The organism is Amycolatopsis nalaikhensis, assembly GCF_030264295.1.
Taxonomy (GTDB): Bacteria; Actinomycetota; Actinomycetes; order Mycobacteriales; family Pseudonocardiaceae; genus Amycolatopsis; species Amycolatopsis nalaikhensis.
In genome coordinates, this window is record NZ_CP127173.1 from 6,674,309 (window position 1) to 6,699,585 (window position 25,277).

The 25,277-nt window shown below is 70.7% G+C and carries 26 protein-coding genes; 17 read left to right on the forward strand and 9 right to left on the reverse strand.

The window, feature by feature from the left end; genetic code table 11:
* Nucleotides 1-81: 81 nt before the first annotated feature.
* Both steA and QP939_RS32675 read left to right on the forward strand, forming a co-directional pair.
* Nucleotides 82-1,266: a putative cytokinetic ring protein SteA gene (steA, locus tag QP939_RS32670; protein ID WP_285450069.1), complete on the forward strand. Its 1,185-nt coding sequence runs from the start codon at nt 82-84 to the stop codon at nt 1,264-1,266.
* Nucleotides 1,263-2,213: a copper transporter gene (locus QP939_RS32675; RefSeq protein WP_285450071.1), complete on the forward strand. Its 951-nt coding sequence runs from the start codon at nt 1,263-1,265 to the stop codon at nt 2,211-2,213. The genes steA and QP939_RS32675 overlap by 4 nt, the downstream gene beginning before the upstream one ends.
* 53 nt (nt 2,214-2,266) lie before the next feature.
* Here the strand turns inward: QP939_RS32675 and QP939_RS32680 are convergent, their stop codons facing one another.
* The 3 genes from QP939_RS32680 to QP939_RS32690 form a co-directional block, all read right to left on the reverse strand.
* Entirely contained in the window at nt 2,267-3,532 is a 1,266-nt protein-coding gene (locus tag QP939_RS32680; RefSeq protein ID WP_285450072.1) for an alginate lyase family protein, read from the reverse strand.
* A gap of 92 nt (nt 3,533-3,624) precedes the next feature.
* Nucleotides 3,625-4,332: an aspartate/glutamate racemase family protein gene (locus QP939_RS32685; RefSeq protein WP_285450073.1), complete on the reverse strand. Its 708-nt coding sequence runs from the start codon at nt 4,330-4,332 to the stop codon at nt 3,625-3,627.
* A complete protein-coding gene (locus QP939_RS32690; protein WP_285450074.1) occupies nt 4,329-5,750 on the reverse strand; it encodes an NCS1 family nucleobase:cation symporter-1 in 1,422 nt (473 codons plus the stop codon). The genes QP939_RS32685 and QP939_RS32690 overlap by 4 nt, the downstream gene beginning before the upstream one ends.
* 148 nt (nt 5,751-5,898) lie before the next feature.
* On the opposite strand from QP939_RS32690, the gene QP939_RS32695 reads away from it, so the two are divergent.
* From QP939_RS32695 to QP939_RS32715, 5 genes are all read left to right on the forward strand, one after another.
* Nucleotides 5,899-6,567, forward strand: a complete 669-nt coding sequence (locus tag QP939_RS32695; RefSeq protein ID WP_285450075.1) for a GntR family transcriptional regulator — start codon at nt 5,899-5,901, stop codon at nt 6,565-6,567.
* A 162-nt stretch (nt 6,568-6,729) separates the two neighbouring features.
* Nucleotides 6,730-7,929, forward strand: coding sequence for a S53 family peptidase (locus QP939_RS32700; protein WP_285450076.1), 1,200 nt, complete (start codon nt 6,730-6,732; stop codon nt 7,927-7,929).
* Between the two features lie 226 nt (nt 7,930-8,155).
* Nucleotides 8,156-9,316 carry an acyltransferase gene (locus QP939_RS32705; protein WP_285450078.1) on the forward strand — a complete coding sequence of 387 codons (1,161 nt, stop codon included), beginning with the start codon at nt 8,156-8,158 and terminating at the stop codon, nt 9,314-9,316.
* Between the two features lie 90 nt (nt 9,317-9,406).
* On the forward strand, nt 9,407-11,107 hold the full coding sequence (pyrG, locus tag QP939_RS32710; protein WP_285450079.1) for a CTP synthase: 1,701 nt from the start codon (nt 9,407-9,409) through the stop codon (nt 11,105-11,107).
* On the forward strand, nt 11,104-11,733 hold the full coding sequence (locus QP939_RS32715) for an NUDIX domain-containing protein (protein WP_285450080.1): 630 nt from the start codon (nt 11,104-11,106) through the stop codon (nt 11,731-11,733). The genes pyrG and QP939_RS32715 overlap by 4 nt, the downstream gene beginning before the upstream one ends.
* A gap of 96 nt (nt 11,734-11,829) precedes the next feature.
* Here QP939_RS32715 and QP939_RS32720 read toward each other — a convergent pair whose 3' ends face one another.
* A complete protein-coding gene (locus QP939_RS32720) occupies nt 11,830-12,309 on the reverse strand; it encodes a DUF1707 domain-containing protein (RefSeq protein WP_285450081.1) in 480 nt (159 codons plus the stop codon).
* A 107-nt stretch (nt 12,310-12,416) separates the two neighbouring features.
* Here QP939_RS32720 and xerD point away from each other — a divergent pair, with 107 nt between their 5' ends.
* The 7 genes from xerD to QP939_RS32755 all read left to right on the forward strand — a co-directional run bounded on the left by xerD (nt 12,417) and on the right by QP939_RS32755 (nt 19,296).
* Nucleotides 12,417-13,319 (forward strand): site-specific tyrosine recombinase XerD, encoded by a 903-nt coding sequence (gene xerD / locus QP939_RS32725; protein ID WP_285459901.1) that lies wholly within the window; start codon nt 12,417-12,419, stop codon nt 13,317-13,319.
* A 147-nt stretch (nt 13,320-13,466) separates the two neighbouring features.
* A complete protein-coding gene (locus QP939_RS32730; RefSeq protein ID WP_285450082.1) occupies nt 13,467-14,438 on the forward strand; it encodes a ParA family protein in 972 nt (323 codons plus the stop codon).
* Complete coding sequence (locus tag QP939_RS32735) at nt 14,435-14,848, forward strand: cobyrinic acid a,c-diamide synthase (protein WP_285450083.1); 414 nt, start codon at nt 14,435-14,437, stop codon at nt 14,846-14,848. The genes QP939_RS32730 and QP939_RS32735 overlap by 4 nt, the downstream gene beginning before the upstream one ends.
* A complete protein-coding gene (locus QP939_RS32740) occupies nt 14,848-15,744 on the forward strand; it encodes a segregation and condensation protein A (RefSeq protein WP_285450085.1) in 897 nt (298 codons plus the stop codon). The genes QP939_RS32735 and QP939_RS32740 overlap by 1 nt, the downstream gene beginning before the upstream one ends.
* Nucleotides 15,741-16,652 (forward strand): SMC-Scp complex subunit ScpB, encoded by a 912-nt coding sequence (gene scpB / locus QP939_RS32745; RefSeq protein ID WP_285450087.1) that lies wholly within the window; start codon nt 15,741-15,743, stop codon nt 16,650-16,652. Before QP939_RS32740 ends, scpB begins: the two co-directional genes overlap by 4 nt.
* Nucleotides 16,639-17,391: a pseudouridine synthase gene (locus QP939_RS32750; RefSeq protein WP_285450088.1), complete on the forward strand. Its 753-nt coding sequence runs from the start codon at nt 16,639-16,641 to the stop codon at nt 17,389-17,391. Before scpB ends, QP939_RS32750 begins: the two co-directional genes overlap by 14 nt.
* A gap of 63 nt (nt 17,392-17,454) precedes the next feature.
* Complete coding sequence (locus QP939_RS32755; protein WP_285450090.1) at nt 17,455-19,296, forward strand: Xaa-Pro dipeptidyl-peptidase; 1,842 nt, start codon at nt 17,455-17,457, stop codon at nt 19,294-19,296.
* Here QP939_RS32755 and QP939_RS32760 read toward each other — a convergent pair.
* The 5 genes from QP939_RS32760 to QP939_RS32780 are packed head-to-tail and all read right to left on the reverse strand — an operon-like array spanning nt 19,293 to nt 22,511.
* Nucleotides 19,293-19,643 (reverse strand): nuclear transport factor 2 family protein, encoded by a 351-nt coding sequence (locus tag QP939_RS32760; RefSeq protein ID WP_285450092.1) that lies wholly within the window; start codon nt 19,641-19,643, stop codon nt 19,293-19,295. The two genes, QP939_RS32755 and QP939_RS32760, sit on opposite strands and share 4 nt — an antisense overlap.
* Before the next feature lie 40 nt (nt 19,644-19,683).
* Nucleotides 19,684-20,418, reverse strand: coding sequence for a hypothetical protein (locus QP939_RS32765; RefSeq protein ID WP_285450094.1), 735 nt, complete (start codon nt 20,416-20,418; stop codon nt 19,684-19,686).
* 4 nt (nt 20,419-20,422) lie between these two features.
* The gene (locus QP939_RS32770) at nt 20,423-21,616 is read right to left on the reverse strand and encodes a cation:proton antiporter (protein WP_285450095.1); all 1,194 of its coding nucleotides are present in this window, start codon (nt 21,614-21,616) and stop codon (nt 20,423-20,425) included.
* Nucleotides 21,617-21,623: 7 nt separating this feature from the next.
* Nucleotides 21,624-22,106 (reverse strand): cation:proton antiporter regulatory subunit, encoded by a 483-nt coding sequence (locus QP939_RS32775; protein WP_285450096.1) that lies wholly within the window; start codon nt 22,104-22,106, stop codon nt 21,624-21,626.
* Between the two features lie 36 nt (nt 22,107-22,142).
* Nucleotides 22,143-22,511, reverse strand: coding sequence for a DUF4267 domain-containing protein (locus QP939_RS32780; protein ID WP_285450097.1), 369 nt, complete (start codon nt 22,509-22,511; stop codon nt 22,143-22,145).
* A 90-nt stretch (nt 22,512-22,601) separates the two neighbouring features.
* Here QP939_RS32780 and QP939_RS32785 point away from each other — a divergent pair, with 90 nt between their 5' ends.
* From QP939_RS32785 to QP939_RS32795, 3 genes are all read left to right on the forward strand, one after another.
* Complete coding sequence (locus tag QP939_RS32785; RefSeq protein ID WP_285450098.1) at nt 22,602-23,201, forward strand: TetR/AcrR family transcriptional regulator; 600 nt, start codon at nt 22,602-22,604, stop codon at nt 23,199-23,201.
* Between the two features lie 634 nt (nt 23,202-23,835).
* A complete protein-coding gene (gene cmk / locus QP939_RS32790; RefSeq protein ID WP_285459902.1) occupies nt 23,836-24,540 on the forward strand; it encodes a (d)CMP kinase in 705 nt (234 codons plus the stop codon).
* A gap of 164 nt (nt 24,541-24,704) precedes the next feature.
* Nucleotides 24,705-25,265, forward strand: a complete 561-nt coding sequence (locus tag QP939_RS32795; protein WP_285450099.1) for a lysophospholipid acyltransferase family protein — start codon at nt 24,705-24,707, stop codon at nt 25,263-25,265.
* Nucleotides 25,266-25,277: the final 12 nt, after the last annotated feature.

Here is a 25,277-nt window from a genome sequence, read left to right on the forward strand (position 1 = left end):
GAGGAGGCTCACCACAACGAGTCACGACGGCTACGGCGTGGCGTACCTCGTCACACGAGCAAATTTGTCACCATCGGCCACATGAAGCTCACCGGCTTGCTCACGCGGAACCAAGAACCCCTCCCGGGGATCACCGGGGTCGCCCGGGTCGACCGCCGCACCCGGGAGCTGCTGCGCCGGATCAGTCCCGGCGACATCGTCGTGCTCGACCAGCTGGACCTCGACCGCCAGACGGCCGACGCCCTGGTCGAGGCCGAGGTCGCGGGCGTGGTCAACGCGTCGCCGTCGATCTCGGGCCGGTTCCCGAACCTGGGCCCGGAAATCCTGATCGGCGCGGGCATCCCGCTCGTCGACTCGGTCGGCGGCGAGCTGCTGCGCTCGATCAAGGACGGCACGAAGCTGCGGCTGCACGACGGCGTCGTGTACGTCGGCGAGCGCCAGGTCGCCTCCGGCATCGAGCAGACCGCCGAGAGCGTCGCGGACCAGATGATCGAGGCCAAGGCCGGGATGTCGACGCAGCTGGAGGCGTTCTCGGCGAACACCATCGAGTTCCTGCGCCGCGAGCGCACGCTGATCCTCGACGGCGTCGGCGTGCCGGAGCTGAAGGTCGCCATCCGCGACCGGCACGTGCTGGTCGTCGCGGGCGGCAACGGGCACGCCGAGGACCTCAAGAAGCTCAAGAAGTACATCGCCGAGCACCGCCCGGTCATGGTCGGGGTCGACGCCGGCGCCGACACCCTGCGCGTGCAGGGCTACAAGCCGGACGTCATCGTCGGCGACCCGACCGGCATCGGCACCGCCACCCTGCGCGGCGGCGCCGAGGTCGTGGTGCCCGCCCAGCCGGACGGGCACGCGCCCGGCGTCGAGCGGATCCAGGACCTCGGCATCGGCGCGGTGACGTTCCCGGCGTCGGGCAACGCCGAAGACCTCGCGCTGCTGCTGGCCGACGCGCACGGCGCGAGCCTGGTCGTCACGGTCGGGTTCCAGGCCACCCTGCGCGAGTTCCTCGACCACGGCCGGTCCGGCTCGAACCCGTCGACGTTCCTGACCCGGCTGAAGCTCGGGACGAAGCTCGTCGACGGGAAGGCGGTGGCGACGCTGCACCGCAGCCGCGTCTCGATCGGCGCGGTCGTGCTGCTCGTGCTCGCCGCGGTCGTGGTGGTCGCCGCGGCCCTGCTGGTGTCCGACGTCGGCACGGTCTACCTGGACTGGATCAAGGACACCTGGAATTCGTTCGCCGCCTGGGTCAAGGGGCTCTTCACGTGATTTCGCTGCGCTACCACGTCGTTTCCATCGCCGCCTGCTTCCTCGCGCTGGCCGTCGGGGTCGTGCTCGGCTCGACGGCGCTGAACGGCACGCTGCTGTCCGGGCTGGCGGGGGAGAAGAAGGACCTGGGCAGCCAGGTCGCCGACCTCGAAGCGCAGCGCAACGCGCTCAACGCCCGCCTCGCCGACGCCGACGCGTTCGCGGGCTCGATGGGACCGAAGGTCGTCGCCGGGGCGCTCGACAAGCGGTCGGTGGTGCTCGTGACGACCGAAGACGCGCGCCCGGCCGACCGCGACGCGCTCAAGCAGCTGATCGGGCAGTCCGGCGCGTCGGTGACGGGCGAGGTGCAGCTGACGTCCGCGTTCGCCGACCCCGAGAAGGCCGACCAGCTCCGCGACGTCGTCACGCGCCTCCAGCCCGCTGGCGCGAAGTTCCCGACCGCGGGCGACTCCGGCACGCTCGCCGGCGCGCTGCTCGGTTCGGTGCTACTGCTGGACAAGACCACGGCGAAGCCGCAGTCCTCGGGCGAGGAGCTGGCGGCCGCGATCGGCGGGCTGACGGACGGCGGGTTCGTCAAGGCGGGCCAGGAGGTCAAGCCGGCGCAGCTGGCGATCGTGCTCACCGGGGCGCAGGCGACCGGCGACGGCGCGGGCGACCGCGCGGCGACGATCGCCCGCTTCGCCACGCAGCTCGACCGCTCCGGCGCGGGCACGGTCCTGGCGGGCGACGCCGGTTCGGCCGAGGGCACCGGCGCGCTGGGCGTGGTCCGCGCGGACACCTCGGCGACGTCGATCCTGTCCACTGTGGACAACGTGGACACGTCGGCCGGGCGGGTCAGCACGATCCTGGCGTTGAAGGAACAGCTCGACGGCGGAGCCGGGCGCTACGGCATCGCGGGCAACGCGACGGCCCCCGCCCCCGGTGTCGCCAACCCCGACGGCAACTGACCCGCTCGTGAGTGGCGATTCGGGTTAGAACCCTAATTGCCACTCACGACCGCCTACCGCAGCGGCGGGTCCAGGGGGAAGCAGGACATCCGGACCGGCCATGTGTCGCCGCCTGCGGGCAACGGCATTTGCTTCAGGGCTGCGGCCGCGTCCGGGTCGTGGGCTTCTTCGGCCGCCGCGTGGAAGATGTCCGCCGCGATCGACTGGTCGAACACGCCGATCTGCTGGTGCGGCCATGCCTCCGCGCCGTGCAGGGCGCCCGGGATCAGCTGGTCGACGACCTTCCGCAGCGTCACGCCGTTCGGCGCCTGGTACTTCCAGACGTCGACGCCGAGGTTCTTCCCGATCTCGGCCATCCGGCCCCACGCCGTGAGGTTGAAGTTGACGTAGTGCCACGACATCGTCCGCGACAGTTCGAGCGGCTGGCTGCCGTCGGCGGCGAATTGGACGGGGAACCGCTTCTTCTCCGCGTCGAGGACGATCTTCCGTGCGGTGTCGCGTTGGCCCAGGTACGCCGAGATCGCCGCGTTCTGCATGTCGAGGAACGTGCCGTGGTTGTTGCTGGCGGCCAGTTCCAGCTTCGCCTGCGGGCTCGTCCGCATCCAGTCCAGGTACTGCGTCAGCCACGCCTTGATCCCGGTGCGGTCCTTGCCGGTCCAGCCGGGCGCACCGCCGTCGAGGAGCGCGAACGCGTCCATCAGCTGGCTGAACGACTGGGTCGAGTCGATGATCCCGGTGCCGCTGACCGTGGTCTTGCACGGGATGATCTGCGAGTACGTCATGTTCGGGTTCATCCGCGTCGCCGGGGCGAGGAACCACGTCCGGATGTCCAAAGCGGCCCGCTTCGCGTACTTGGCGTCGCCGGTGTAGTACCAGGCGAGCGAGAGGTAGTACATCGCGTCCCACGCCCACATCCGGTAGGTGTGGTCGGTGATCGCGTCGGCCTCCGGATTGCGCTGGCCGTCCTTGCTGACGTACGGACAGCCCTGCGGGTTCTCCGGCGTCTTCGGCTGGCCGGCCCACCAGTACGGCGCTTGGCTCAGGTAGTCGTGCTTGTCGCCGCTCGGCGGCGCGGACGGCTTGTCCATGACCGACCACGGGCCCTCGGTCAACGCGGTGTTCGCCTTGTCCAGCACCACTTTCAGCGCGTCACGCTGAACCGTGGTCGCGTGCCCGCCGCGGACCGCCTGCCGGATGTTCGCGAGTTTCGCGCCGTCGGTGACGATCGTGTGCGGTGGCGACGCGGCCACCGCCGTCCCGCTGACCGGGACCACCACCATGCTCGCCGCCAACGCCAGCGCGCCCAGAACCCTTCGCACCTCGACCGCCTTCCGGGGACGGCAACGTCCCCAACGTCGTCACCGGGCGGCGGTACGGCTGCAGGGATTCTGGCCAGGCGGCGCGGGGAGTGTCAACCAGGCCAGGTCCGGCGCTTGTCCAGCGGCCGCGCGTACGACCCCGCGCGGCTGGTCTTCAGGCCCAACGCCACCAGCGACTCCGCCAGCCGGACGGCCGCGGCGACGCCGTCGATGACGGGAATGTCCAGCATCGTCGCGATCTTCCGGTCCAGCCCGGTCATCCCGGCGCAGCCGAGCACCAGCACCTCGGCCCCGGCGTCCCGCGCGCGACGCCCGGCCGTGAGCAACGCCGATTCCGTGCGACGCTCGTCCGTCAGCTCCAGGACGCCGAGCCCGGCCCCGGTCACCGTCACGCAGTTCTGCGCGACCCCGGCCGCGTGCAGGCTGTCCTCGATCAGCCCGCACGTCCGGTCCAAAGTGGTCACGACGCCGTAGCGGCGGCCGAGCAGGCAGGCCAGGTGCGCGGCGGCCTCGGTGATGTCGACGACCGGGACGTCCAGCAGTTCGCGGGCGCCTTCACGGCCGTGCTCGCCGAACCCGGCGAGCACCACCGCGTCGAACGGCTCTTCCAAGCCCCGCAACAGATCCAGCACGGCCGCGGCGGACAGGAAGCTGTCCAGCCAGCCCTCCGCGGACTCGGGTCCCCAGCGAGGGGTCCGCGCGAGGATCTCGGTGCCGGGGCTCGCGGCCGCGCGGGCCCCGGCTTCGATCTCCTTCGTCATCGCCTCGGTGGTGTTGCAGTTGGTGACGACGATCCTCATCGGTGCTTCCTCGAAACCGCGAAGTACAACGCTGCCGACGACGCCGTGCCGATGAACCACGAGTACGGCGACGCCGGGGCGAAGAACGGCACCAGCGCGATCACCGCGGACAGCGCCGCGGTCGGGAAGAACGTCGCCAGGGCACGCGGGTTCACCCGCGGGTACGCGCCGCCGTCGACGAACAGCTGCGCGACGTCGACCTTGCCGCGCCGGATCAGGTAGTAGTCGACGATCATGATGCCGAACAGCGGCCCGAGGAACGCGCCGAGCCCGCCGAGGAAGTAGTTGACCACCGCCGGCGAGGAATACAGCTTCCACGGCAGCACGCACAGCGCGGCGACCGCGCTGATCATCCCGCCGATGGTGAAGGTGATCCGCTTCGGCCAGATGTTGGCCAGGTCGTAGGCGGGGGAGACGAAGTTCGCGACGATGTTGACGCCCATCGTGGCGACGGCGAAGGTCAGCGCGCCGACGATCAGCACCGGCGTGTTGTGCACCTTGGCCAGCAGCTCGGCCGGGTCCGTGATCGCCTCGCCGAACACCTGCATGCTGCCCGCGGTGACGATCACCGACAGCAGCGCGAACGCCGTCGAGTTGATCGGCAGGCCCCAGAAGTTGCCGCGCCGCACGGTCTTCTGGTCCGGCGCGTTGCGGGAGAAGTCGCAGAAGTTCAGCATGAGGGTGCCGTAGGTGGCCAGGATGAGCCCGGCCGCGCCGAACCACTGCCGGATCTGCTCGCCGGTCGAGAGCTGCTTCGGACTGCTGGTCAAGGAGATGTTCCAGTGGCCGGCGGCGAGGATCCAGACGGCGAGGGCGATCATCACGACCCAGATCGCCGGGCCGCACCAGTCCTGGAACTTGCGCACCGACTCCATGCCGCGGGTCAGGATCAGCGCCTGGACCGCCCACAGCGCGACGAAGCAGATCCAGCCCAGCGCGTGCAGGCCGAGGAAACCGTGTTCGGTCAACGGTTTCAGGCCCGGGTCGATGGCGAGCACGAGCAGCGTGATGGCCACGCTCGCGAGGTAGGTCTGGATGCCGTACCAGAAGATCGCGATGATCGCGCGGATCAGCGCGGGCAGGTTGGCGCCGAACGTGCCGAAGCTGATCCGCGCCACCACCGGGAACGGCACGCCGGTGCGCTGGCCGATCCGGCCCATCAGGTTCATGCCGAAGTAGATGATGACGAAGCCGAACAGCAACGCGGTGAATACCTGCCAGGCGGACAGGCCGAGCACGAACAGCCCGGCCGCGAAGGTGTAGTTGCCGAGGTTGTGCACGTCGGACATCCACAGCGCGAAGATGTCGTAGACCTTCCAGCGACGTTCCTTCGCGGGGGCCAGGTCTTCGTTCCAGAGCCGGGGATCCGGTGGCGCGGTCGTCTCTTGCTGGGAATCGGTGAGCGGGGCGGCGGTCAAGGCGAGCCTCCGATCGACGTGCGGCGACGGCGATTTGGGATACCAAAATTTGGCATCCCAAATATCACCCCGCGGTCCGCTCCCGTCAACCCTCCAGCCGATAAACTCGCGTTACGTCCGGTTACGGGCGTGTTGAAGGAGGGGGAGCGTGAACGAGCGGCAACCTCTCGCGGCCACCCGGCAGCGGGTGCGCGACGAGCTGCGCGAGCGGATCCTGACCGGTCGCCTCCGCCCGGGTGACCGGCTGGTCGAGCGCGAGCTGGCCGAGGACTTCGGCGTCTCCAGGGTGCCGGTCCGCGAAGCCATCCGCAGTCTCGAGGCCGAGGGCTTCCTCGTCGAGCAGTCCGCCCGGCGGATCGTCGTCCGGCAGCTCGCGCGGGTCGACGTCGAGGAGCTGTTCGACGTCCGGGAGGCTCTGGAGGGGCTCGCGGCGGGACGCGCCGCCGAACGGGCGGGCGCGGCGGAGCTGAAGCGGCTCGAGCGGGCGCTCGCCGACGCCGCCCGCGCGACCGCGCGCGGGGACGCCGCCCGGATCACCGTGCTCAACTCGCGCTTCCACGACGAGATCGTCGCCATCGCGGGCAACGCGCTGCTGACCACGATGCTGCACCCCCTGCAGGGCCGGCTCCGCTGGCTCACGAGCCAGAACGAGCACTGGGCCGAGCTGCTCGACGAACACCGCCGGCTCTACGAGGCGATCGCGTCCGGCGACGCCGAGCGGGCGAAGGCGTTCGCCGTCGAGCACGTGCGCGTCAACCGGGAAGTGACGCTGCGTTCCCTCTTCGGCGAGGAAGCCGGGGAGCGACCCGCGGGCTGACCGCCGCCAAATTTCGCGAAGATTGCCTACGCGCGCCCGGTTTTTCATCCGTTGGCACCAAAGATGACACGACTTTGGTCTGTGTCACACGGCCGAACGGCTGCTTACCGTCTCCGGTCACCGGTCTCGCCGACCGGGTCCCCACCGTTCCGGAGGTTCACTGTGCGTAGAGCGACAGTATTCGCCGCAGCCTTCACCCTCGCCTTCGCCGCCGCCGGCGTCGCCGAGGCGGCCCCAGCCCCGATCAACCACGGGCAGCACGCCCAGCGTGTCTGCTCGGTCGCTCCCGCCGGATACGCGGCCTGCAACGCCTGGATCAACACCGACACCACCGCCGCGCTGGCGGCCACGCCGTCCGGGCTCGGCCCGGCCGACCTGCTCTCCGCCTACAACCTCGGCTCGCTCGCCGGCAGCGCCGGAGCGGGCCGCACGATCGCCATCGTCGACGCCTACGACGACCCGACCGCCTTCGCCGACGTCAACGTCTACCGCGCGCAGTACGGCATCCCCGCGCTCGCCTCGTGCACGCCGTCGTCGATCGACGCCAGCACAACCCCGTGCTTCGCCAAGGCCGACCAGAACGGCGGCACCACCTACCCGCGCAAGGACGGCGGCTGGGCGCAGGAGATCTCCCTCGACCTCGACATGGCTTCGGCGATCTGCCCGAAGTGCAACATCCTCCTGGTCGAGGGCACCACGTCGAGCTTCGCCAACCTCGGCACGGCCGTGAACACCGCCGTGAACCTCGGTGCCGAAGTGGTCAGCAACAGCTACGGCGGCAGCGAGTTCTCCAGCGAGGCGAGCGCCGAAGGCCAGTATTTCAACCACCCCGGCGTCGCGATCACCGTCAGCTCCGGTGACGCGGGCTACGGCGTCGAGTTCCCGGCCGCGTCGCGGTACGTGACCGCGGTCGGCGGCACCAGCCTGAAGAAGGCGTCGACCACGCGCGGCTGGAGCGAGACGGCGTGGAGCGGCGCGGGCAGCGGTTGCTCGGCCTACATCACCAAGCCGTCGTGGCAGACCGACAGCGGCTGCGGCAAGCGCACCGTCGCCGACGTCAGTGCCGTCGCCGACCCGGCCACCGGTGTCGCGGTCTACGACAGCACCGCCTACCAAGGCCGTTCCGGCTGGATGGTGTTCGGCGGCACGAGCGTCGCGGCCCCGGTCGTCGGCGGCGTGTACGCGCTCGGCGGTGTCAGCGGCGTCACGGGCGCGAACACTGTGTACTCGCACACATCCTCGCTCTACGACGTGAGCGGCGGCAGCAACGGCTCGTGCGGCGGCACCTACCTCTGCACCGCTGTGACCGGCTACGACGGCCCGACCGGCCTCGGCACCCCGAACGGCGCCGGCGCGTTCTGAGCACCGTCCACCACCCGGGCGCCCACCCCGCCCGGGTGGTGGACCGTCACGCACCGCACTAGCATGATCACGCGATCCCCGCTTTCCGAGCGGACGTGGCATATCCGACACGCTCCAGGAGCCCGGCCAACAGGCGCCTCCCAGTGGCTTCATGGGAAATTCACAGAATGGGTGGCAAGTCTGACAACGTGAACCACGCCGACGACGGTGCCGGAACGGCGGCACGATGACGACCGCCCAGGCCACTCTCGAAGCCCCCGCCCGCGTCGCGAGACCGGGCGGGAAAGCGCCCTACCTGCACCAGATCGACCTGTTCCGGTTGATCACGTTCGCCTGCGTCATCCTCATCCACGTGGTGGGCGCGACGAACTTCGCGCAGGACGTCGGCGCCAACGCCGTCGAGACACCGCTGCACTTCACGCGGGAGGCGTTCTTCGCGCTCACCGGGTTCGTGCTGGTGTTTCAGAACCGCCGCCGCGAGTTCACCGCCGCGGACTTCTGGCGCAAGCGGCTGCCGCTGGTCGCGACGCCGTACCTGGCCTGGACGATGTTCTTCTGGGCGTACTCGCTGGTGACCGGCGCGCAGCAACCGGGTTCGCTGGAGGCGTCGATGCGCCTGCTGCTGACCGACCTGGTCACCGGCGGCGCCTGGTACCACCTGTACTTCCTGCTGGTGACGATGCAGGTGTACCTGCTGTTCCCGCTGCTGATCAAGCTCCTGCGGGCGACCGAGGGCAAGCACAAGTGGCTGCTGCTCGGCAGCGGCGTCGTGCAGGTCGGCGTCACGCTGTTCATGACCTACCAGCCGTTCGGCGTCAGCTACGAGACGATCACCCACCTGTACGCCACGCTGGTGCCGTACCAGTTCTACACGCTGTTCGGCGCCGTGGTGGCCATGCACTTCGAGGCCGTGCACGCCTGGGTCGGGCGGCACCGGCTGCTGCTCGGCGGCGCGCTCGTGGCCGTGCTGGCGGGCACCGAGTGGTACTACCTCCGGACTGTCCACAGTGGAACGTTCCCGCAGGTGGCCAGCGACCCGTTCCAGCCGTACCTGATCCCGTGGTTCCTCACGGTCATCGCGGCGATCTACGCGTTCACGACGTGGTGGGCCGCGCGCCGGCGCGACGGCGGCCGCGGGGCCAGGGTGGTCTCGTGGGCGGCGAACCGGTCGTTCAGCATCTTCCTGGTCCACCCGCTCGCGCTGGCCCTGCTCGGCCCGGTGATCCCGCACGTCGCCGAGCGCTTCGGCGCGCCGTGGCTGAGCGCGATCATCTACCTGGCGACGATCGTCCTCACGATCCTGTTCGTCGAGGTGCTGCGGCGGCTGCCGGGCAGCCGCGCGCTCACCGGGCGGCCCCGGCTGCGTCCCGCCAAGGCCGCCGCCTGACCTCACCCGTGCGGGTGGCGTCGGTCATATCGGACGGGTCGGGCGAGTCACCGCGCGCGGATCCTGGCGCGTGGGATATGCTGGCGGCCCGTGGGACTTCAGTCACGGGCTACCAAGTACGTCTTTGTCACCGGAGGCGTCGCCTCCTCTCTGGGTAAGGGACTCACGGCTTCGAGCCTGGGTCAGCTCCTTACCGCACGCGGGCTTCGCGTCACGATGCAGAAGCTCGACCCTTATCTCAACGTCGACCCCGGGACGATGAACCCGTTCCAGCACGGCGAGGTGTTCGTCACCGACGACGGCGCCGAGACCGACCTCGACATCGGGCACTACGAGCGCTTCCTCGACCGCGACCTCGACGGCAAGGCCAACGTCACCACCGGCCAGGTCTACTCCGAGGTCATCGCCAAGGAGCGCCGCGGCGAATACCTCGGCGATACCGTGCAGGTCATCCCGCACATCACCGACGAGATCAAGGCCCGGATCACCGCCGCGGCCGAGCCCGACGAAGCCGGGAACGCCCCGGACGTCGTGATCACCGAGGTCGGCGGCACGGTCGGCGACATCGAGTCCCTGCCGTTCCTGGAGGCCTGCCGCCAGGTTCGCCACGACGTCGGCCGCGACCACTGCTTCTTCCTGCACGTCTCGCTGGTGCCGTACCTGGCGCCCTCGGGCGAGCTGAAGACGAAGCCGACCCAGCACTCGGTGGCCGCGCTGCGCAACATCGGCATCCAGCCCGACGCGCTGGTCTGCCGGGCCGACCGCGAGATCCCCGAGGACCTCAAGCGCAAGATCGGCCTGATGTGCGACGTCGACACCGAGGCCGTCATCGCCTGCCCGGACGCGCGGTCCATCTACGACATCCCGAAGGTGCTGCACGGCGAGGCGCTCGACGCCTACGTCGTCCGCCGCCTCGGCCTGCCGTTCCGCGACGTCGACTGGACGGTGTGGGGCGACCTGCTCGACCGGGTGCACAACCCGAGCGAGGTCGTGCGGATCGCGGTCGTCGGCAAGTACATCGACCTGCCCGACGCCTACCTGTCGGTCACCGAAGCCCTGCGCGCGGGCGGGTTCGCCCACCGCGCGAAGGTCGAGATCGTCTGGGTCGCCTCCGACGACGCGCAGACCGCGTCCGGCGCGGCGTCCGTGCTGTCCGATGTGGACGGTGTGCTGATCCCGGGCGGGTTCGGCATCCGCGGCATCGAGGGCAAGGTCGGCGCGATCGAGTACGCCCGCACCCGCGGGGTCCCGCTGCTCGGCCTGTGCCTCGGCCTGCAGTGCATGGTCATCGAGGCGGCGCGGCACCTGGCGGGGATCAAGGACGCCGGGTCGTCGGAGTTCGACGAGAACACCACGCACCCGGTGATCTCGACCATGGCCGACCAGCGCGACGTCGTCGCGGGGGAGCGGGACATGGGCGGCACCATGCGGCTCGGCGCGTACCCGGCGAAGCTCAAGCCGGGTTCGCAGGTCGCGAAGGCCTACGGCACCACCGAGGTCTCCGAGCGCCACCGCCACCGCTACGAGGTCAACAACGCCTACCGCAAGCAGCTCTCGGACGCGGGGCTCGTGTTCTCGGGCACCTCGCCGGACGACCGCCTGGTCGAGTTCGTCGAGCTGCCCGCCGACAAGCACCCGTTCTTCGTCGGCACCCAGGCGCACCCCGAGCTGAAGAGCCGCCCGACCCGGCCGCACCCGCTGTTCAGCGCGTTCGTCAAGGCCGTCGTCGACCGCAAGGTCGCCGAGCGGCTGCCGGTCGAGCTGCCCGAGGCGCCGGTGGCGGCCCGATGACCGCCCCGGGCGAGCACGAGTTCACCGTCGCCTCGAGCCGCGACGTCCACATCGGACGCGTCGTCGGCCTGCGGATCGACGACGTCGTGATGCCGGGCGGGCACACCGCGGTCCGCGAGGTGATCGAGCACCTCGGCGCGGTGGCGATCGTCGCGCTGGACGAAGAGCAGCAGGTCACGCTCATCCACCAGTACCGGCACCCGATGGGGCACCGGCTGTGGGAGCTGCCCGCCGGCCTGATCGACCACCTCGGCGAGGACCCGGTCGGGACGGCTCGCCGGGAGCTCGTCGAGGAGGTCGGGCTGGCCGCCGACGACTGGGTGACCCTGGTCGACGTCGCGGCGTCGCCCGGCTTCACCGACGAGGTGGTGCGGGTCTTCCTGGCTCGTGGACTGTCCGATGTGGACCGTGACGTGCTCGGGGACGAGGAGGCCGACCTGGTCGTCCGCAAGTTCCCGCTCGCGGAGGCGGTCCGGATGGCCCTGGCGGGCGAGCTGGTCAACGGAGCCACGGTGTCGGGCGTGCTGGCCGCGCACGCGGTGGTGACGGGGGCGGCCTCCCCGCGTCCGGCGGACGCCCCGTGGGAGGACCGCCCGACGGCGTTCGCCAAGCGCCGCGAGTCCTGAGCCCAAGCGCCCCAAGGCGGCCTTGGTTGCGTCTCACGCACCGAAGGCCGCCTTGGTTGCGTCAGACGCACCGAAGGCCACATTGGGGCGCTTGGGTCAGGGGCGGAGGGGGCGGCCTTCGGCGTCCAGGCCGCCGTTGGCCAGGAGCACGATGCCGTCGATGATCGGCCAGATCGTGCCGAACCCGACCGTGATCACGCAGACGAACAGCTGCAGCAGGCCGAGCCCGATCTGGCCCGTGTAGAACCGGCCCACCCCGAACGGCAGCACGATCTGCAGCACCCCGGCCACCGTCTTCGACCGGTACGAGTACGGCACCGGCTGCGCGTACGGCATCGGCGGCGGTGGCGCGTAGACCGGCATCGGCATCTGCGGCGGCGCGAGGAACCCCGGGTGCGGCGGCGGCAGGTCGCGGAACAGCGGCCGCAGGTCGCCCAGGGTCGTCGCCGCGTAGGCGTCGGTCACCCGCGTCTCGTACTCGTCCGGCGTGATGCGGCCCATGCCGAAGTGGTCGGCCAGCAGCCGCGCCGCTTCCTCCCGCTCGGCCGTGCCGATGCGGAGCCCGTCCGCTTCCATGAGTCCACGGTAACCGCGTGAAGCTGAGAACGGGGTTTCTGCCGGGTCACGAGGCTCGGGCGGCCTAAGGTGACGGCGTGGCCTCCAGCCCACACAGCACGGCCGACGTGATCGCCGCGTACCTCGACCACCTGGTCGTCGAACGCGGGACCGCGCGCAACACCCTGGACAGCTACGCCCGTGACCTGCGCCGGTACGCCGCGCACCTCGACGGCCTCGGCGTCGCGAAGATCGCCGATGTCACGTCCGCGCACGTCACGTCCTTCGGCGCCGCCCTGCGGGAGGGCGACGGCGAGCACAAGCCGCTGGCCGCGTCATCGGCCGCGCGGGCGTTGGTCGCCGTGCGGGGCCTGCACAAGTTCGCGCACGCCGAGGGCCTCACCGAGCACAACCCGGCCCGCGAGGTCCGGCCGCCGACACCGGCGAAGCGGCTGCCCAAGGCGTTGCCGGTCGACGACGTGCTGCGGCTGCTGGAGACCCCGCCGCCGGACGGCGAACGCCCGCTGCGTGACCGGGCGCTGCTCGAACTGCTCTACTCCACCGGCGCCCGGATCTCCGAGGCCGTCGGCCTCGACCTCGACGACGTCGACGACACCGAACGCACCGTGCTGCTCGACGGCAAGGGCGGCAAGCAGCGGCTCGTGCCGATCGGGCGGCCCGCGCTCGCCGCGGTGCACGCCTACACCGTCCGGGCGCGCCCGGCGCTCGCCGCGCACGGCCGGGGCACCTCGGCGTTGTTCCTCAACGCGCGCGGCAGCAGGCTTTCGCGGCAGAGCGCGTGGCAGGTCCTCAAGGACACCGCCGAACGGGCCGGGATCACCGCCGGGGTCTCGCCGCACACCCTCCGCCACTCGTTCGCCACGCACCTGCTCGAAGGCGGCGCGGACGTCCGGGTCGTCCAGGAACTGCTCGGCCACGCCTCGGTGACGACGACCCAGGTGTACACGCTGGTCACGGTCAACACGCTGCGCGAGGTGTACGCGACGGCGCACCCACGGGCACTGGGCTAGAGAGTTCTAGAAAGGCGGAAGGGCCTTCGTAACCTGGACCGACGGTCGAGTGACATTGCCCCCTCGGGTCCGGCGCGTTGCTTTGCCGGGGCTCCGACTCCGGACATAGGCTGCGGCGGACGCTGACGAACAAGGAGCTTTCCCGCCATGTCGACACCGAACCAGCCGGCCCACCCGGCCGAGTCCGCCGGGTCGGCGGCGGCGAACCTCAGCCAGGTCACCATCGCCACGCCCGCCGTCCACGACGGCGACGACCCGAAAGAGCGCAACGGCAAGAAGGTCAAGCTCGAGGGCATCGGCCCGACCGGGCGGCCGCTGCGCGAGATCCCCGAACCGCCGCCGCTGGACAAGCACGGCCCGGCCAAGATCATGGCGATGTGCAACCAGAAGGGCGGCGTCGGCAAGACGACGTCGACCATCAACCTGGGCGCCGCCCTCGCCGAGTGCGGGCGCAAGGTGCTGCTCGTCGACTTCGACCCGCAGGGCGCGCTGTCGGTCGGCCTCGGCATCCAGCCGCACGAGCTGGACCAGACGGTCTACAACGCCATCATGGAGCGGTCGGTCAGCGCGACCGACGTGCTGCGCAAAACCCGCGTCGACGGCGTTGACCTGCTGCCGAGCAACATCGACCTGTCCGCCGCCGAGGTCCAGCTCGTCGCGGAGGTAGGGCGCGAGCACACGTTGTTACGGGTCCTGCGTCCGGTCATGAACGACTACGACTATGTTCTTGTCGACTGCCAGCCCTCGCTCGGCCTGCTCACGGTGAACGCGCTGACCGCCGCGGACGGCGTGATCATCCCGCTGGAGTGCGAGTTCTTCAGTCTGCGAGGCGTAGCTCTCCTGATCGACACCATCGAGAAGGTCCAGGAACGCCTCAACCCCAAACTGGACATAGTCGGGATTCTCGCCACCATGTACGACCCGAGAACCCTGCATTCGAAGGAGGTCATGGCTCGCGTGGTGGAGGCATTCGGCGAGACCGTGTTCGACACGGTCATCAACCGCACCGTGCGGTTCCCCGAGACGACGGTCGCGGGTGAGCCGATCACGACCTGGGCGCCCAAGTCGGCCGGCGCGGCGGCGTACCGCCAGCTGGCCCGCGAGGTGATCGCTCGGTGAGCAGGCGCGCCTCCCTGCCCGGAGCGTCGGAACTCTTCCGCATCACCTCCAGTCCCGCTCTCGACCTCCCCGCCCCGGCGCCGTCGGCGCCCGCCGAGCCCGTCGAAAAGGCCAAGCCCGCGGGCAACGGCCGCACCGAGCAGCTCGCGCGCACCGCGGCCCCGCACGGGTCCGGCCGGACCAAGCACGACGCGAAGATCACCGTCTACGTCTCCGGCGACGAGCTCCTGGCGATGGAGCAGGCCCGGCTGACGCTGCGCGCCAAGCACGACCTGGTCGTCGACCGGGGTCGGCTGGTGCGCGAGGCGGTCGCGGTGCTGCTGGCCGACTTCGACCAGCACGGCGAGGAGTCGGTGCTGGTCCAGCGGCTGCGGGTGGTCGGCTCGGACGGCGGCGAAACCGAGGGGTGATGGACGAGCCGGCGGCGGCTCCGGAGGTCCCCGAAGAGCACCAGACAGTGCACGGCGGGATGATTCCCGAGGGCCTGAACACCGAGGAACTGAGCACGTCGAAGTTCAAGGTGCGGCTGGCCAACTTCGAGGGGCCGTTCGACCTGCTGCTGCAGCTGATCTCGCAGCACCAGCTCGACGTCACCGAGGTGGCCCTGCACCAGGTCACCGACGACTTCATCGCGTACACCCGGGCGCTGGGCACCGACTGGAACCTCGACGAGACGACGGAGTTCCTGGTCATCGCGGCGACGCTGCTGGACCTGAAGGCGGCGCGCCTGCTGCCCGCGGCCGAGGTCGAGAGCGAGGACGACCTGGCGTTGCTGGAGGCGCGCGACCTGCTGTTCGCGCGCGTGCTGCAGTACCGCGCGTACAAGCAGGTGGCGGCGCTGTTCGGCGAGCTGGAGCAGGGCGCGCTGCGGCGCTACCCGCGGTCGGTGGCGCTGGAGGAGCGGTTCGTCGGGCTGCTGCCCGAAGTGATGCTGGGCGTGACGCCGCAGAAGTTCGCCGAGATCGCGGTCGCGGTGTTCCGCCCGAAGCCTCCGCCGCAGGTGTCGATCGCGCACATCCACATGGGCCGCATCTCGGTGCGGGAGCACGCGGGCATCCTGAGGGTGATGCTGGCCGAGCGCGGCACGGCGACGTTCGGCGAGCTGGTCGACGACTGCGAGCACACGGTCGAGATCGTGGCGAGGTTCCTGGCGCTGCTGGAGCTCTACCGCGAGGCGACGGTCCAGTTCGAGCAGAGCGAGGCACTGGCCGAGCTGCACGTCCGCTGGACGGGCGGCTCGAAGGAGGAAGCCTCCGCGGCGGCCGAGCTGGACCGCGCCGCCGGAGACGAAGAGGAGTACGGGTGAGCCCCGAGAACAACGAGCCGGAACCGACGGCGGGTGAGCCGGGGGAGGCCGCGGCGGAGCTGGCCTTGGACGAGGCATTGGCCGGCGAGCCGGTGGACGAGAACGGACGCCCGCTGGAGCCGCTGGTGGCAGAGCCCGCGGCCGAGGAGGCCGCGGCTGAGCCGAACCCCGAGCTTTCACGTGAAAGCTCCGGGCCCGCAGGGGAGGGATCGCCAGCAGGGGAAGATCCGGCCGAAAGCCCAGCCGAACCGGCCCAGGCGCTCGCCGAGGAGAGCCCGGCCGAGGAGTCCGGGCCCGCGCTCGACGCCGCCGATCCCGAGTCGGATCTGGTTGCCGCCGGGGATGCCGACTCCATGCCCGATCTCACCTCCGACGAGGCTCTCGAAGCCGCCCTCGAGGCCCTTCTCCTCATCGTCGACTCGCCCGCCAGCGAAGAACTCCTCGCCGACACCCTCGGCCAGCCCAAGTCCCGGATCGTCGTCGCGCTGCGGACCATGGCGCAGAAGTTCACCGACCGGACCTCCGGGATCGACCTGCGGCGCGTCGGCGAAGGGTGGCGGTTCTACACTAGGGACGTCCATGCCCCGTTCGTGGAGAAGCTCCTGCTGGACGGCCAGCGGTCGAAGCTGACCAGGGCCGCGCTGGAGAGCCTCGCCGTGATCGCGTACCGGCAGCCGGTGACCCGTGCGCGGGTCGCCGCGGTGCGGGGCGTGAACGTGGACGGCGTGATCCGGACGCTGCTCGCGCGCGGCCTCATCGAAGAGATGGGGACCGATCCCGAGACGACCGGCACGCTGTACGTGACGACCGAGCTGTTCCTGGAGCGACTGGGGCTGTCGTCACTGAACGACCTGCCGCCGATCGCTCCGTTGCTACCCGAAGTGGACACCATCGATGACATCCAGTGAACACCCCGACGGCGTCCGGCTGCAGAAGGTGCTCTCGCAGGCCGGGGTCGCCTCCCGGCGCGCGGCGGAAGACCTGATCGTCGCCGGCCGGGTCGAGGTGGACGGCGAGGTCGTCACCGAGCTGGGCCGCCGCGTCGACCCGGACAACGCGATCATCCACGTCGACGGCACCCGCGTGAACCTGCGCGACGACCTCATCTACCTCGCCCTCAACAAGCCCAAGGGCGTGCACTCGACGATGTCGGACGACCGCGGCCGCCCCTGCGTCGGCGACTACCTCCGCGGCCGCTACGAGGAGACGCCCGGCGTCGTGCACGTCGGCCGGCTCGACGAGAACACCGAGGGCCTGCTGCTGCTGACCAACGACGGCGACCTCGGCCACCGGCTGATGCACCCGTCCTACCGGGTGCTCAAGACCTACCTCGCCGAGGTCGACGGCCTCGTCCCGCGCGGGCTCGGCAAGGAGCTGCGCAAGGGCTGGGAGCTGCCGGACGGCATCGTCAAGGTCGACCAGTTCCGCGTCAAGGACATGCACTCCGGCAAGTCGCTGGTCGAACTGGTGATCCACGAGGGCAAGAAGCACATCGTGCGCCGCCTGCTCAAGGACACCGGCCACCCGGTGCTCAAGCTGGTCCGCACCGCGGTCGGCGACGTCCAGCTCGGCAACCAGCGCGTCGGCTCGATCCGGCGGCTGACGAAGACCGAGGTCGGCGCGCTCTACCGCAACGTCGAGCTCTGACGCCCGGCACAGTCCCGACTTTCCGCCGTGGCGGGTCCGCCGTCGCCCTGCCAGCGTGGTGGCATGCGATCCGGTCTGGTCCTGCTCGCGCTCATCCTCCTCACCTCGTTCCTGCCCGGGGCGGCGCACGCGGCGCCCCGGGCGAGTGAACCGGTCTACGACTACGCCAAGGCGGTCCGCGAGACCGTCTGGGTCGACATCGGCCGCGACGGCGACGGCGACGGCCGCTCCGACCGCGTCGCCGCCGACATCGTGCGGCCCGGCGAGGCGACCACGCCGGTGCCGGTGATCATGGACGCCAGCCCGTACTACTCGTGCTGCGGCCGCGGCAACGAGAGCGAGCTCAAGACCTACGACAGCGCCGGGAAACCGGTGAAGTTCCCGCTGTTCTACGACAACTACTTCGTGCCGCGCGGGTACGCCGTGGTGCTCGTCGACCTGGCCGGCACGAACCGGTCGGCCGGCTGCGCGGACGTCGGCGGCGCGTCGGACGTCGGGTCGGCGCGCAAGGTCGTCGACTGGCTCAACGGCCGCGCGGCCGGGTACACCGCGAAGACCGGCGGCAGCGCGGTGAGCGCGAGCTGGAGCACCGGGAACGTCGGGATGATCGGGAAGTCCTACGACGGCACGATCGCCAACGGCGTCGCGGCGACCGGCGTCGCCGGCCTGAAGACCATCGTGCCGATCTCGGCCATCAGCTCCTGGTACGACTACTACCGCTCCGACGGCGCGACGTTCGGCTTCAACCCGGCGGGCCTCGCGCAGACCGTCGAAGCCCGCAACAGCGGGCAGAACTGCTCGGCGCAGAACCAGGTCCTGACCCAAGGCGCGACCTCGAACGGCGACTACGGCCCGCTGTGGGCGGAGCGGGACTACGTCACCAACGCGGCCAACGTGCGCGCGAGCGTGCTGCTTTCCCACGGCGTCAACGACCTGAACGTCAAGACCATCCACTTCGGACAGTGGTGGGCCGGGCTGAACGTCGAGAAGAAGATCTGGCTGGCGCAGACCGGGCACGTCGACCCGTTCGACTACCGGCGCGCGGACTGGGTCGCCCTGCTGCACCGGTGGTTCGACCACTACCTGCTGGGCATCGACAACGGCGTGCAGAACGGGCCGCAGGCCAGTGTCGAGCGGCAGCCGGACCAGTGGGCGGACCAGAGCGCGTACCCGGCGGCGAACGCGGTGGCGACGACGTTGCGGCCGCACACGTCCGGCGCGCTCGGCACGGCGGCGGCGTCGGGCACGGCGTCGTTCACCGACAACCCGAGCCTGGGCGAGGACACGTGGGTGACGAACCCGGGCACCGCGGCGCTGACCTACTCGACCGGGGCGCTGGCCTCGGACGTGCAGGTGTCCGGCACGTCCTCGGTGACGGTGACCGCGACGCCCAGCACGTCGTCGGCGCGGGTGTCGGCGCTGCTGGTGGACCTCGGCCCGGCGACGATCCGCAACTTCGCGGGCAGCGGCGAGGGGATCAAGACGAGCACGGCGGAGAACTGCTGGGGCTCGTCGTCTTCGGGTGACGACGCCTGCTACCGGATCACGACGGCGGACGTGAAGAAGGTGAACTACACGATCCTCAGCCGCGGCTGGGCGGACCTGGCGAACTACGCGTCGCTGTCGCAGGAACGGGTCCTGACCCCGGGGACGGCGTACACGATGACGTTCCGGCTGGCCTCGACCGACCACGTGGTGCCGCGCGGGCACGCGCTGGCGCTGATCATCGGCGGCACGGACGGCAGCTTCATCCGCGGGCCGGCCCAGCCGGGCCGGGTGACGCTGGACCTGGCGCGCACGTCGGTGTCGGTCCCGCTGGCAGGGACGGTGCCCGCGGCTACGACCCATCCGGCGCCGGCGGGCGGCGCGTTCGTGCCGTCGCAGGGCCGGGCAGACCTGCGCTAGTCCGCCGCCGGAGTGCCCTGGTGGTGGAAGATCCGCCAGGTCCCGTCGGGGTCGCGCCGCCACAGTGAGGTGCGGTGGGACCGCCGTCCGGCGTGCTCGGAGGTGTACTTGACCATGACGACCCCGTCGGCGACGAGCGTGCCCCGGATGTCGCGCACCTCGATGGGTTCGTCGTCGGAGGCGGCGACGATCCGGAGTGCTTCGGCGCGGCCGAATTCGCGGCCGGAGGTGCCGAACTCGTGGAAGTCCGGCGCGAGCACCCGCGCGAACCGGGCGGCGTCGGTCCGGCAGTCGTAGCGCAGCGACTCCCGTTCCGCGGCGATGGCTTCGGCGACTTGGTCGTCCATCGGCCGATGGTGGCAGCGCGGGCCCGCGCGGCGCGACCGGTTATCGGGGTCGGTCGAACTCGCGGGAGAGCACCTCGACGCGGCCGGTGGCGTGGTCGGCGCGCACGGTGTCGAGACCCAGCGACTCCAGCTCGGCGATCGACTCGGCGTGCGTCGCCGTGTTGAGCGCGAGCAGGCCCACCTGCGGCCCGGCGGCTTCGGCGACGAGTGCGTCCATCAACCGGCCCGCCGACGCCGATGGCAGCTCCTCGTCCACCGCCATGTGCACCATCAGGTGCTCCATCCCCGTGTCGGCCCAGCGGGCCTGCGAGACCCACACCGCGTGCACCGCGGGGAACTCCCGGATCCGGCGGACCGCGGCGTCCCGCAACGCCACCGCCGCCGGGTCGCGGGACCAGCTCAGCTTCATCCGCTCGCCGCCCGCGTCGCGGCCGCGCTCCTGCAGGGTCTGACGCAGCAGCGGCACCGGGACCCGGGCCCAGCCGCCGGTCGAGAACAACGCCAGGACCTCGACCTCCGTCTGCGCCGCGATGTCCAGCATGCGCAGGACGTCGCAGTGCACCGCGCCGTCCGCCGAGGGCAGCAGCTCCGCGCGGCACTCCTCGCTGACGTAGCCCGGCAGCGCCGGGGTGCTGTCCTCGCCGCGCAGGAACACCACCGACCCGTTCGCCGCCACCGGGACGTACGCGCCGTGGTCGGCCAACGCGGCGAGGATCTCGTCGCCTTCGCGCTCGGGTTTGTCGAGGACGGCGGCCAGCGCCGTGTTCGCGGTCACCGGGTCAGTTTGCCTCAGCCGGGGCCGTCTTCGTCGCCGTTTTCCGTTGCAGGGCGCGGGCGATCGGCTCCACCACCCGGGCCGCCGTCGGGCCGAGGATCGCCATCAGCAGCACGTACGCCGTGGCCAGCGCCGCCAGCTCGCCGTCGACCGCGCCCGCCGTCACCGCCAAGCCCGCGATCACGATCGAGAACTCACCTCTCGCGACCAACGCCGCCCCGGCGCGGGCTCGGCCCATCTTGCCGATGCCCTGACGCCGCGCCGCCCACCAGCCGGTGCCGACCTTCGTCAACGTCGTGATCACCGCCAGCACCACGGCCCAGCCCAGCACGGGCGGGATCGACGCCGGGTTCGTGTTGAGCCCGAACACCACGAAGAACACCGCGGCGAACAGGTCCCGCAACGGCTCCAGCAGGTGCGTCGCGTTCTCCGCCGTCGAGCCCGAGATCGCGATGCCGAGCAGGAACGCGCCGACCGCGGCCGACACCTGCATCGCCGACGCGACGCCCGCCACCAGCAGCGCCGCACCCAGGACCTTGAGCAGGAACACCTCGCGGTCCGGGCTGTCGACGGCGGCCGAGACGTACCGGCCGAACTTCAGCGCGATCACCAGGACCACGGTGATCACCAGCAGCGAGATCCCGACGGCCTCCATGCCGCCGAGCAGCGAGACGCCACCCAGCACCGCCGTCAGGATCGGCAGGTACAGGGCCATCACGAGGTCCTCGAACACGAGGATCGACAGCACCACCGGCGTCTCGCGGTTGCCGAGCCTGCCGAGGTCGCCGAGGACCTTCGCGACGATCCCGGACGACGAGATGTACGTGACGCCCGCCATCACCATCGCGCCGACCGGGCCCCAGCCCAGCAGCAGCGCGACGGCCGCGCCGGGGGCGGCGTTGAGGACGATGTCGAGCAGGCCCGCCGTCCAGGAGCGGCGCAGCCCGGTGAACAGCTCGGCCGCCGAGTACTCGAGGCCGAGCAGCAACAGCAGCAGCACGACGCCGATTTCGCTGGCCAGGTGCGTGAACCCGCCGATGTCGGTCAGCGGGATCAGGCCGCCGGAGCCGAAGCAGAGGCCGCCGAGCAGGTAGAGCGGGATGGGGGAGAGGCCGATCTTCCCGGCGAGGCGCCCGAGCGCGCCCAGCACGAAGAAGACCGCCCCCAGTTCGATCAGGGACAGCGCGGTGTGATCCATCGGCCGCTCAGCCGTACTTGAGGATCTTGGCGGCGGCTTCGAGACCCTCGCTCGTGCCGACCGCGACGAGCAGGTCGCCCCCGGTCAAGGTGAAGTCCGGCGTCGGCGACGGGTGCACCTGCCCCGCCCGCGCCACCGCGACCACCGAGACGCCGGTGCGGGTGCGCATCGCCGTGTCGCCGAGCGTCCGGCCGTCGAAGGGACCGGACGGCTTGATCGGCAGCTGCCGCGTGCTGATCCCCGGCAGGTCGCGGTGCTCCTCCGTGAGCTGCGCGACGAGCTGCGGCGCGCCGAGCAGGTTGGCCAGCGCGCCGGCCTCGTCCGCGGTGAGCGGGATCGAGGCGGCGCAGGCATCGGGATCGTCCGATTTGGACACGATGAGCTCGATGTGGCCGTCCCGCTGGGTGACGACGCCGATGCGCCGACCGGTACGGGTGGCGAAGTCCTTGCGGACCCCGATGCCGGGCAGGGGAGTAACTTCGACGTTCACCCAACCACCGTAACCCACGTGTCCGTTTCGCGGCGTTCAGCCGAGCAGGAGCAGCACGGAGGCGACGACCATCACGACGGCGGTCAGGCCGTGCACACCGAAGGCGGCGCCCTTCTTCCCCCGGTGGCGCAGGACGATCAGCATGTCGAAGAGGGGCCAGACGGCGGCGGCGAGGAAGACCCAGCCCAGGGCGTGCGGGTCGCCGTAGAGCACCAGGGCCAGCGGGACGAGCCCGGCCCCGATGTCACGGCCGCCCTTGACGTTCAGGAAGGTCTCGGCGTTCTCGGGGACTTCGGTGAAGCCGAAACCGGCGGCGATCTTCGCGGGCGCGAAGAGGTAGTTGAGGCCGACGTAGATGATCCCGAGCGAGACGATCGCGACGAGGACGTAGCCGGTGACGAGCATGTGTTCCCTCCAGGGTTTCTAGCATCGCTAGGATTTCTAGCAACGCTAACTTAGCGACGCTAGTTTGTCTAGCAGTGCTAGCATCACGGAATGACCCAGCGACAGCGGCGTGTACGCGACCGAACCGAGCGCGGGAGGCGAATAGTCACGGCGGCACGCGAGCTGGCCGAGGAGGAGGGCTGGGAGGCGGTCACGACAAGGCGGCTGGCGGCGCTCATCGAGTACAGCCAGCCGGTGCTGTACAGCCACTTCCCGGGAGGCAAGGACGCAATCATGGCGGCGGCCGCCTTGGAGGGCTTCGCGGAGCTGGTCGAGGCCCTGAGCGGAGCGCGCGGCGGCGGCCTGGCAGGGGTGGCCCGGGCGTACGTCGAGTTCGCCGAGGAGAAACCGGCCCTCTACGACGCGATGTTCACGCTGGCTTCGGAGTTGCGGTTCGCCGAGGAGGACACGCCGGAGGTGATGAAGGCGGGCTTCGCGGAGCTACTGGCGGTCATCGAGCCGGTGGCGGGGGAACAGGACGCGGGGGTGCTGACCGAGGTGTTTTGGAGCACGTTGCACGGGCTGGTGACGCTGGATCGGGGAGGTCGGCTGTCGCAGGGGAACCGTGACGAGCGCCTGGCACTGGTCGTAGCGCGCTTCGGCGCGCCTGAAGCTCAGACAAAAGAGCTGGGTGGTCATCCCGTCGCCTGAGGCCGTCAAAATCACTTTGAGCCAGGCCCGCAACTACCTGGTCAACGTGCAGCGAAGTACGGAGGCTTGCGGGCCTGGCTCAAAGTGATAGGCCTCAATCAGGCGACGGGATGACCACCCAGCGGCCCACCTCGAGAACGCAACGGGACTACGAGGCCCCGGCCATCCCGGAGCCTGCCCGTCCGGCGAGGACATTCTTTGTCTTTAGAACCCGCGTCCAACGAAAAGAAGACGGGCCCGACATCCCCCACCCCTCCTCGCGGAGTGTTCAGCCGCCGGTCGACCTTGTCAAGGCGGGAAAGCGTGCCTTGACAAGCTCAACCGTCGACTGAAGAGCGGCGAGGACGAGGGGCGGGGGAGGTCTGGTGATCTCGTGCCTGATTTGCATTGCCGGCCGCCGGTTGCTCAGGGGGAGCCCGGCCGCCGGTCTCCCGCATTGCCGGCCGCCGGTTCGCGCGGGGCTGGCCACGCGTTCCGCGCGATGAACAACCCCCGCCCGGTCGCGGCAGTCCGTACCCCACGCCGTCCCGTGCGGGCCGACTGATCTCCTCCGCACCCCGACCGGCAGAATGGACACCGCCCGAGGAACGTCGAGAACGCGAGGAGAGTGCCGGTGACGGGAGCCCTACGTGGTGTGGTCGCGCTGGACGGCCCGTCGGGGACCGGGAAGACCACCGTTGCCCGCAAGCTCGCGCAAAGCCTCGGGGCCGGCTACCTCGACACCGGTGCCATGTACCGGATGGTCACCCTCGCCGTCCTGCGCGCCGGCGTCGACCCGGCCGATGCCGACGCCGTCGCCCGGCTTGCCGATGATGCCGATTTCACCATCGGCACCAGCCCCGATCGGCCCGAGATCCGGCTGGCCGGTGAGGACGTCGCCGCCGACATTCGCGGGCCCGAGGTCACCAAGGCCGTTTCGCCCGTCTCCGCCGTGCCGCACGTTCGCGAACTGCTCGTCGCGCGACAGCGGCAGATCATCGACGACGTCGTCGGGCACCGCGGCGGGATCGTCGTCGAAGGCCGGGACATCGGCACCGTCGTCGCCCCGGACTCGCCGCTGAAGGTCTTCCTCACCGCCTCCGCCGACGTTCGGGCCTCGCGCCGCAGCACTCAGGACACCGCCGCCGGGCGGAAGTCGTCCGTTGCCGATGCCCTCGCGAGCGTCGAGCGCCGCGATCACCTCGACTCGACCCGCGCTGCCTCGCCGCTGCGCGCCGCCGATGATGCCGTGCACGTCGACACCTCGGAACTGTCCATCGACCAGGTGATCGTCGCCCTCAGTGAACTCGCCAGCCACCGCGGACTGCTGGCGGGGTGCAACGCCGAGGTCGCGCGATGACCGCTGGGTCTTCTGGGGCCGAGCCCCAGACCCCAGCCGGGGGGCAAGCCCCCCTGGACCCCCCGAAGGCGGCCAGCGGACTGCCTGAGGGCTCCGTCGGCGCACTCCACGACGCCGGGCGGGTCTTCGCCCGGTACTATCTGCGGTCGGCCTTCCGCATCCGCGTGCACGGCCGCGAGCGCATGCCCGCCAGCGGGCCGGTGCTGGTGATCGCCAACCACAGCTCCATGATCGAGCCGCAGCTGATCTTCGGAATGCTGCCGCGGCGTTCGGCGTTCCTGGTCAAGGCCGAGATGTTCGGCGGGATCGTCGGCAAGTTCATGCTGGCGATCGGGCAGATTCCGCTCAAGCGCGGCGAGATCGACCGCAAGCCGCTGATGACCGCGGTCGGCGTGCTCAAGGGCGGCGGTGTCGTCGGGATCTTCCCCGAGGGCACCCGCGGCTCCGGGGACGTCGGCGCGGCCGAACGCGGCGCGGCCTGGCTGGTCCGGGCCTCCGGCGCGACCGTGCTCCCGGTCGCGACGCGGGGCACGCTCAAGCCTGCCGACGGCAAGCGGCGCTGGCGCCCGCGCGTGGACATCCTCGTGGGGGAGCCGTTCACGCCGAAGGTCGGTCCCGGTAAGACCGGGCTCGACCAGGGCACCGAAGAGCTCCGCGGCGAGCTCGCGGCGCTCGTGAAGACTTTGGACGATTGGCGTACCGAAAACGGATTCGTTACGCCATAAGGGAAATTGGGT

Bases quoted from the DNA above. Each gene is read 5' to 3' on its own strand.
- steA (WP_285450069.1), top strand. From the start codon at position 82: ATGAAGCTCACCGGCTTGCTCACGCGGAACCAAGAACCCCTCCCGGGG.
- QP939_RS32685 (WP_285450073.1), bottom strand. From the start codon at position 4,332: ATGAGGATCGTCGTCACCAACTGCAACACCACCGAGGCGATGACGAAG.
- QP939_RS32705 (WP_285450078.1), top strand. From the start codon at position 8,156: ATGACGACCGCCCAGGCCACTCTCGAAGCCCCCGCCCGCGTCGCGAGA.
- QP939_RS32715 (WP_285450080.1), top strand. From the start codon at position 11,104: ATGACCGCCCCGGGCGAGCACGAGTTCACCGTCGCCTCGAGCCGCGAC.
- QP939_RS32720 (WP_285450081.1), bottom strand. From the start codon at position 12,309: ATGGAAGCGGACGGGCTCCGCATCGGCACGGCCGAGCGGGAGGAAGCG.
- QP939_RS32730 (WP_285450082.1), top strand. From the start codon at position 13,467: ATGTCGACACCGAACCAGCCGGCCCACCCGGCCGAGTCCGCCGGGTCG.
- QP939_RS32740 (WP_285450085.1), top strand. From the start codon at position 14,848: ATGGACGAGCCGGCGGCGGCTCCGGAGGTCCCCGAAGAGCACCAGACA.
- QP939_RS32750 (WP_285450088.1), top strand. From the start codon at position 16,639: ATGACATCCAGTGAACACCCCGACGGCGTCCGGCTGCAGAAGGTGCTC.
- QP939_RS32755 (WP_285450090.1), top strand. From the start codon at position 17,455: ATGCGATCCGGTCTGGTCCTGCTCGCGCTCATCCTCCTCACCTCGTTC.
- QP939_RS32760 (WP_285450092.1), bottom strand. From the start codon at position 19,643: ATGGACGACCAAGTCGCCGAAGCCATCGCCGCGGAACGGGAGTCGCTG.
- QP939_RS32770 (WP_285450095.1), bottom strand. From the start codon at position 21,616: ATGGATCACACCGCGCTGTCCCTGATCGAACTGGGGGCGGTCTTCTTC.
- QP939_RS32780 (WP_285450097.1), bottom strand. From the start codon at position 22,511: ATGCTCGTCACCGGCTACGTCCTCGTCGCGATCGTCTCGCTCGGGATC.
- QP939_RS32785 (WP_285450098.1), top strand. From the start codon at position 22,602: ATGACCCAGCGACAGCGGCGTGTACGCGACCGAACCGAGCGCGGGAGG.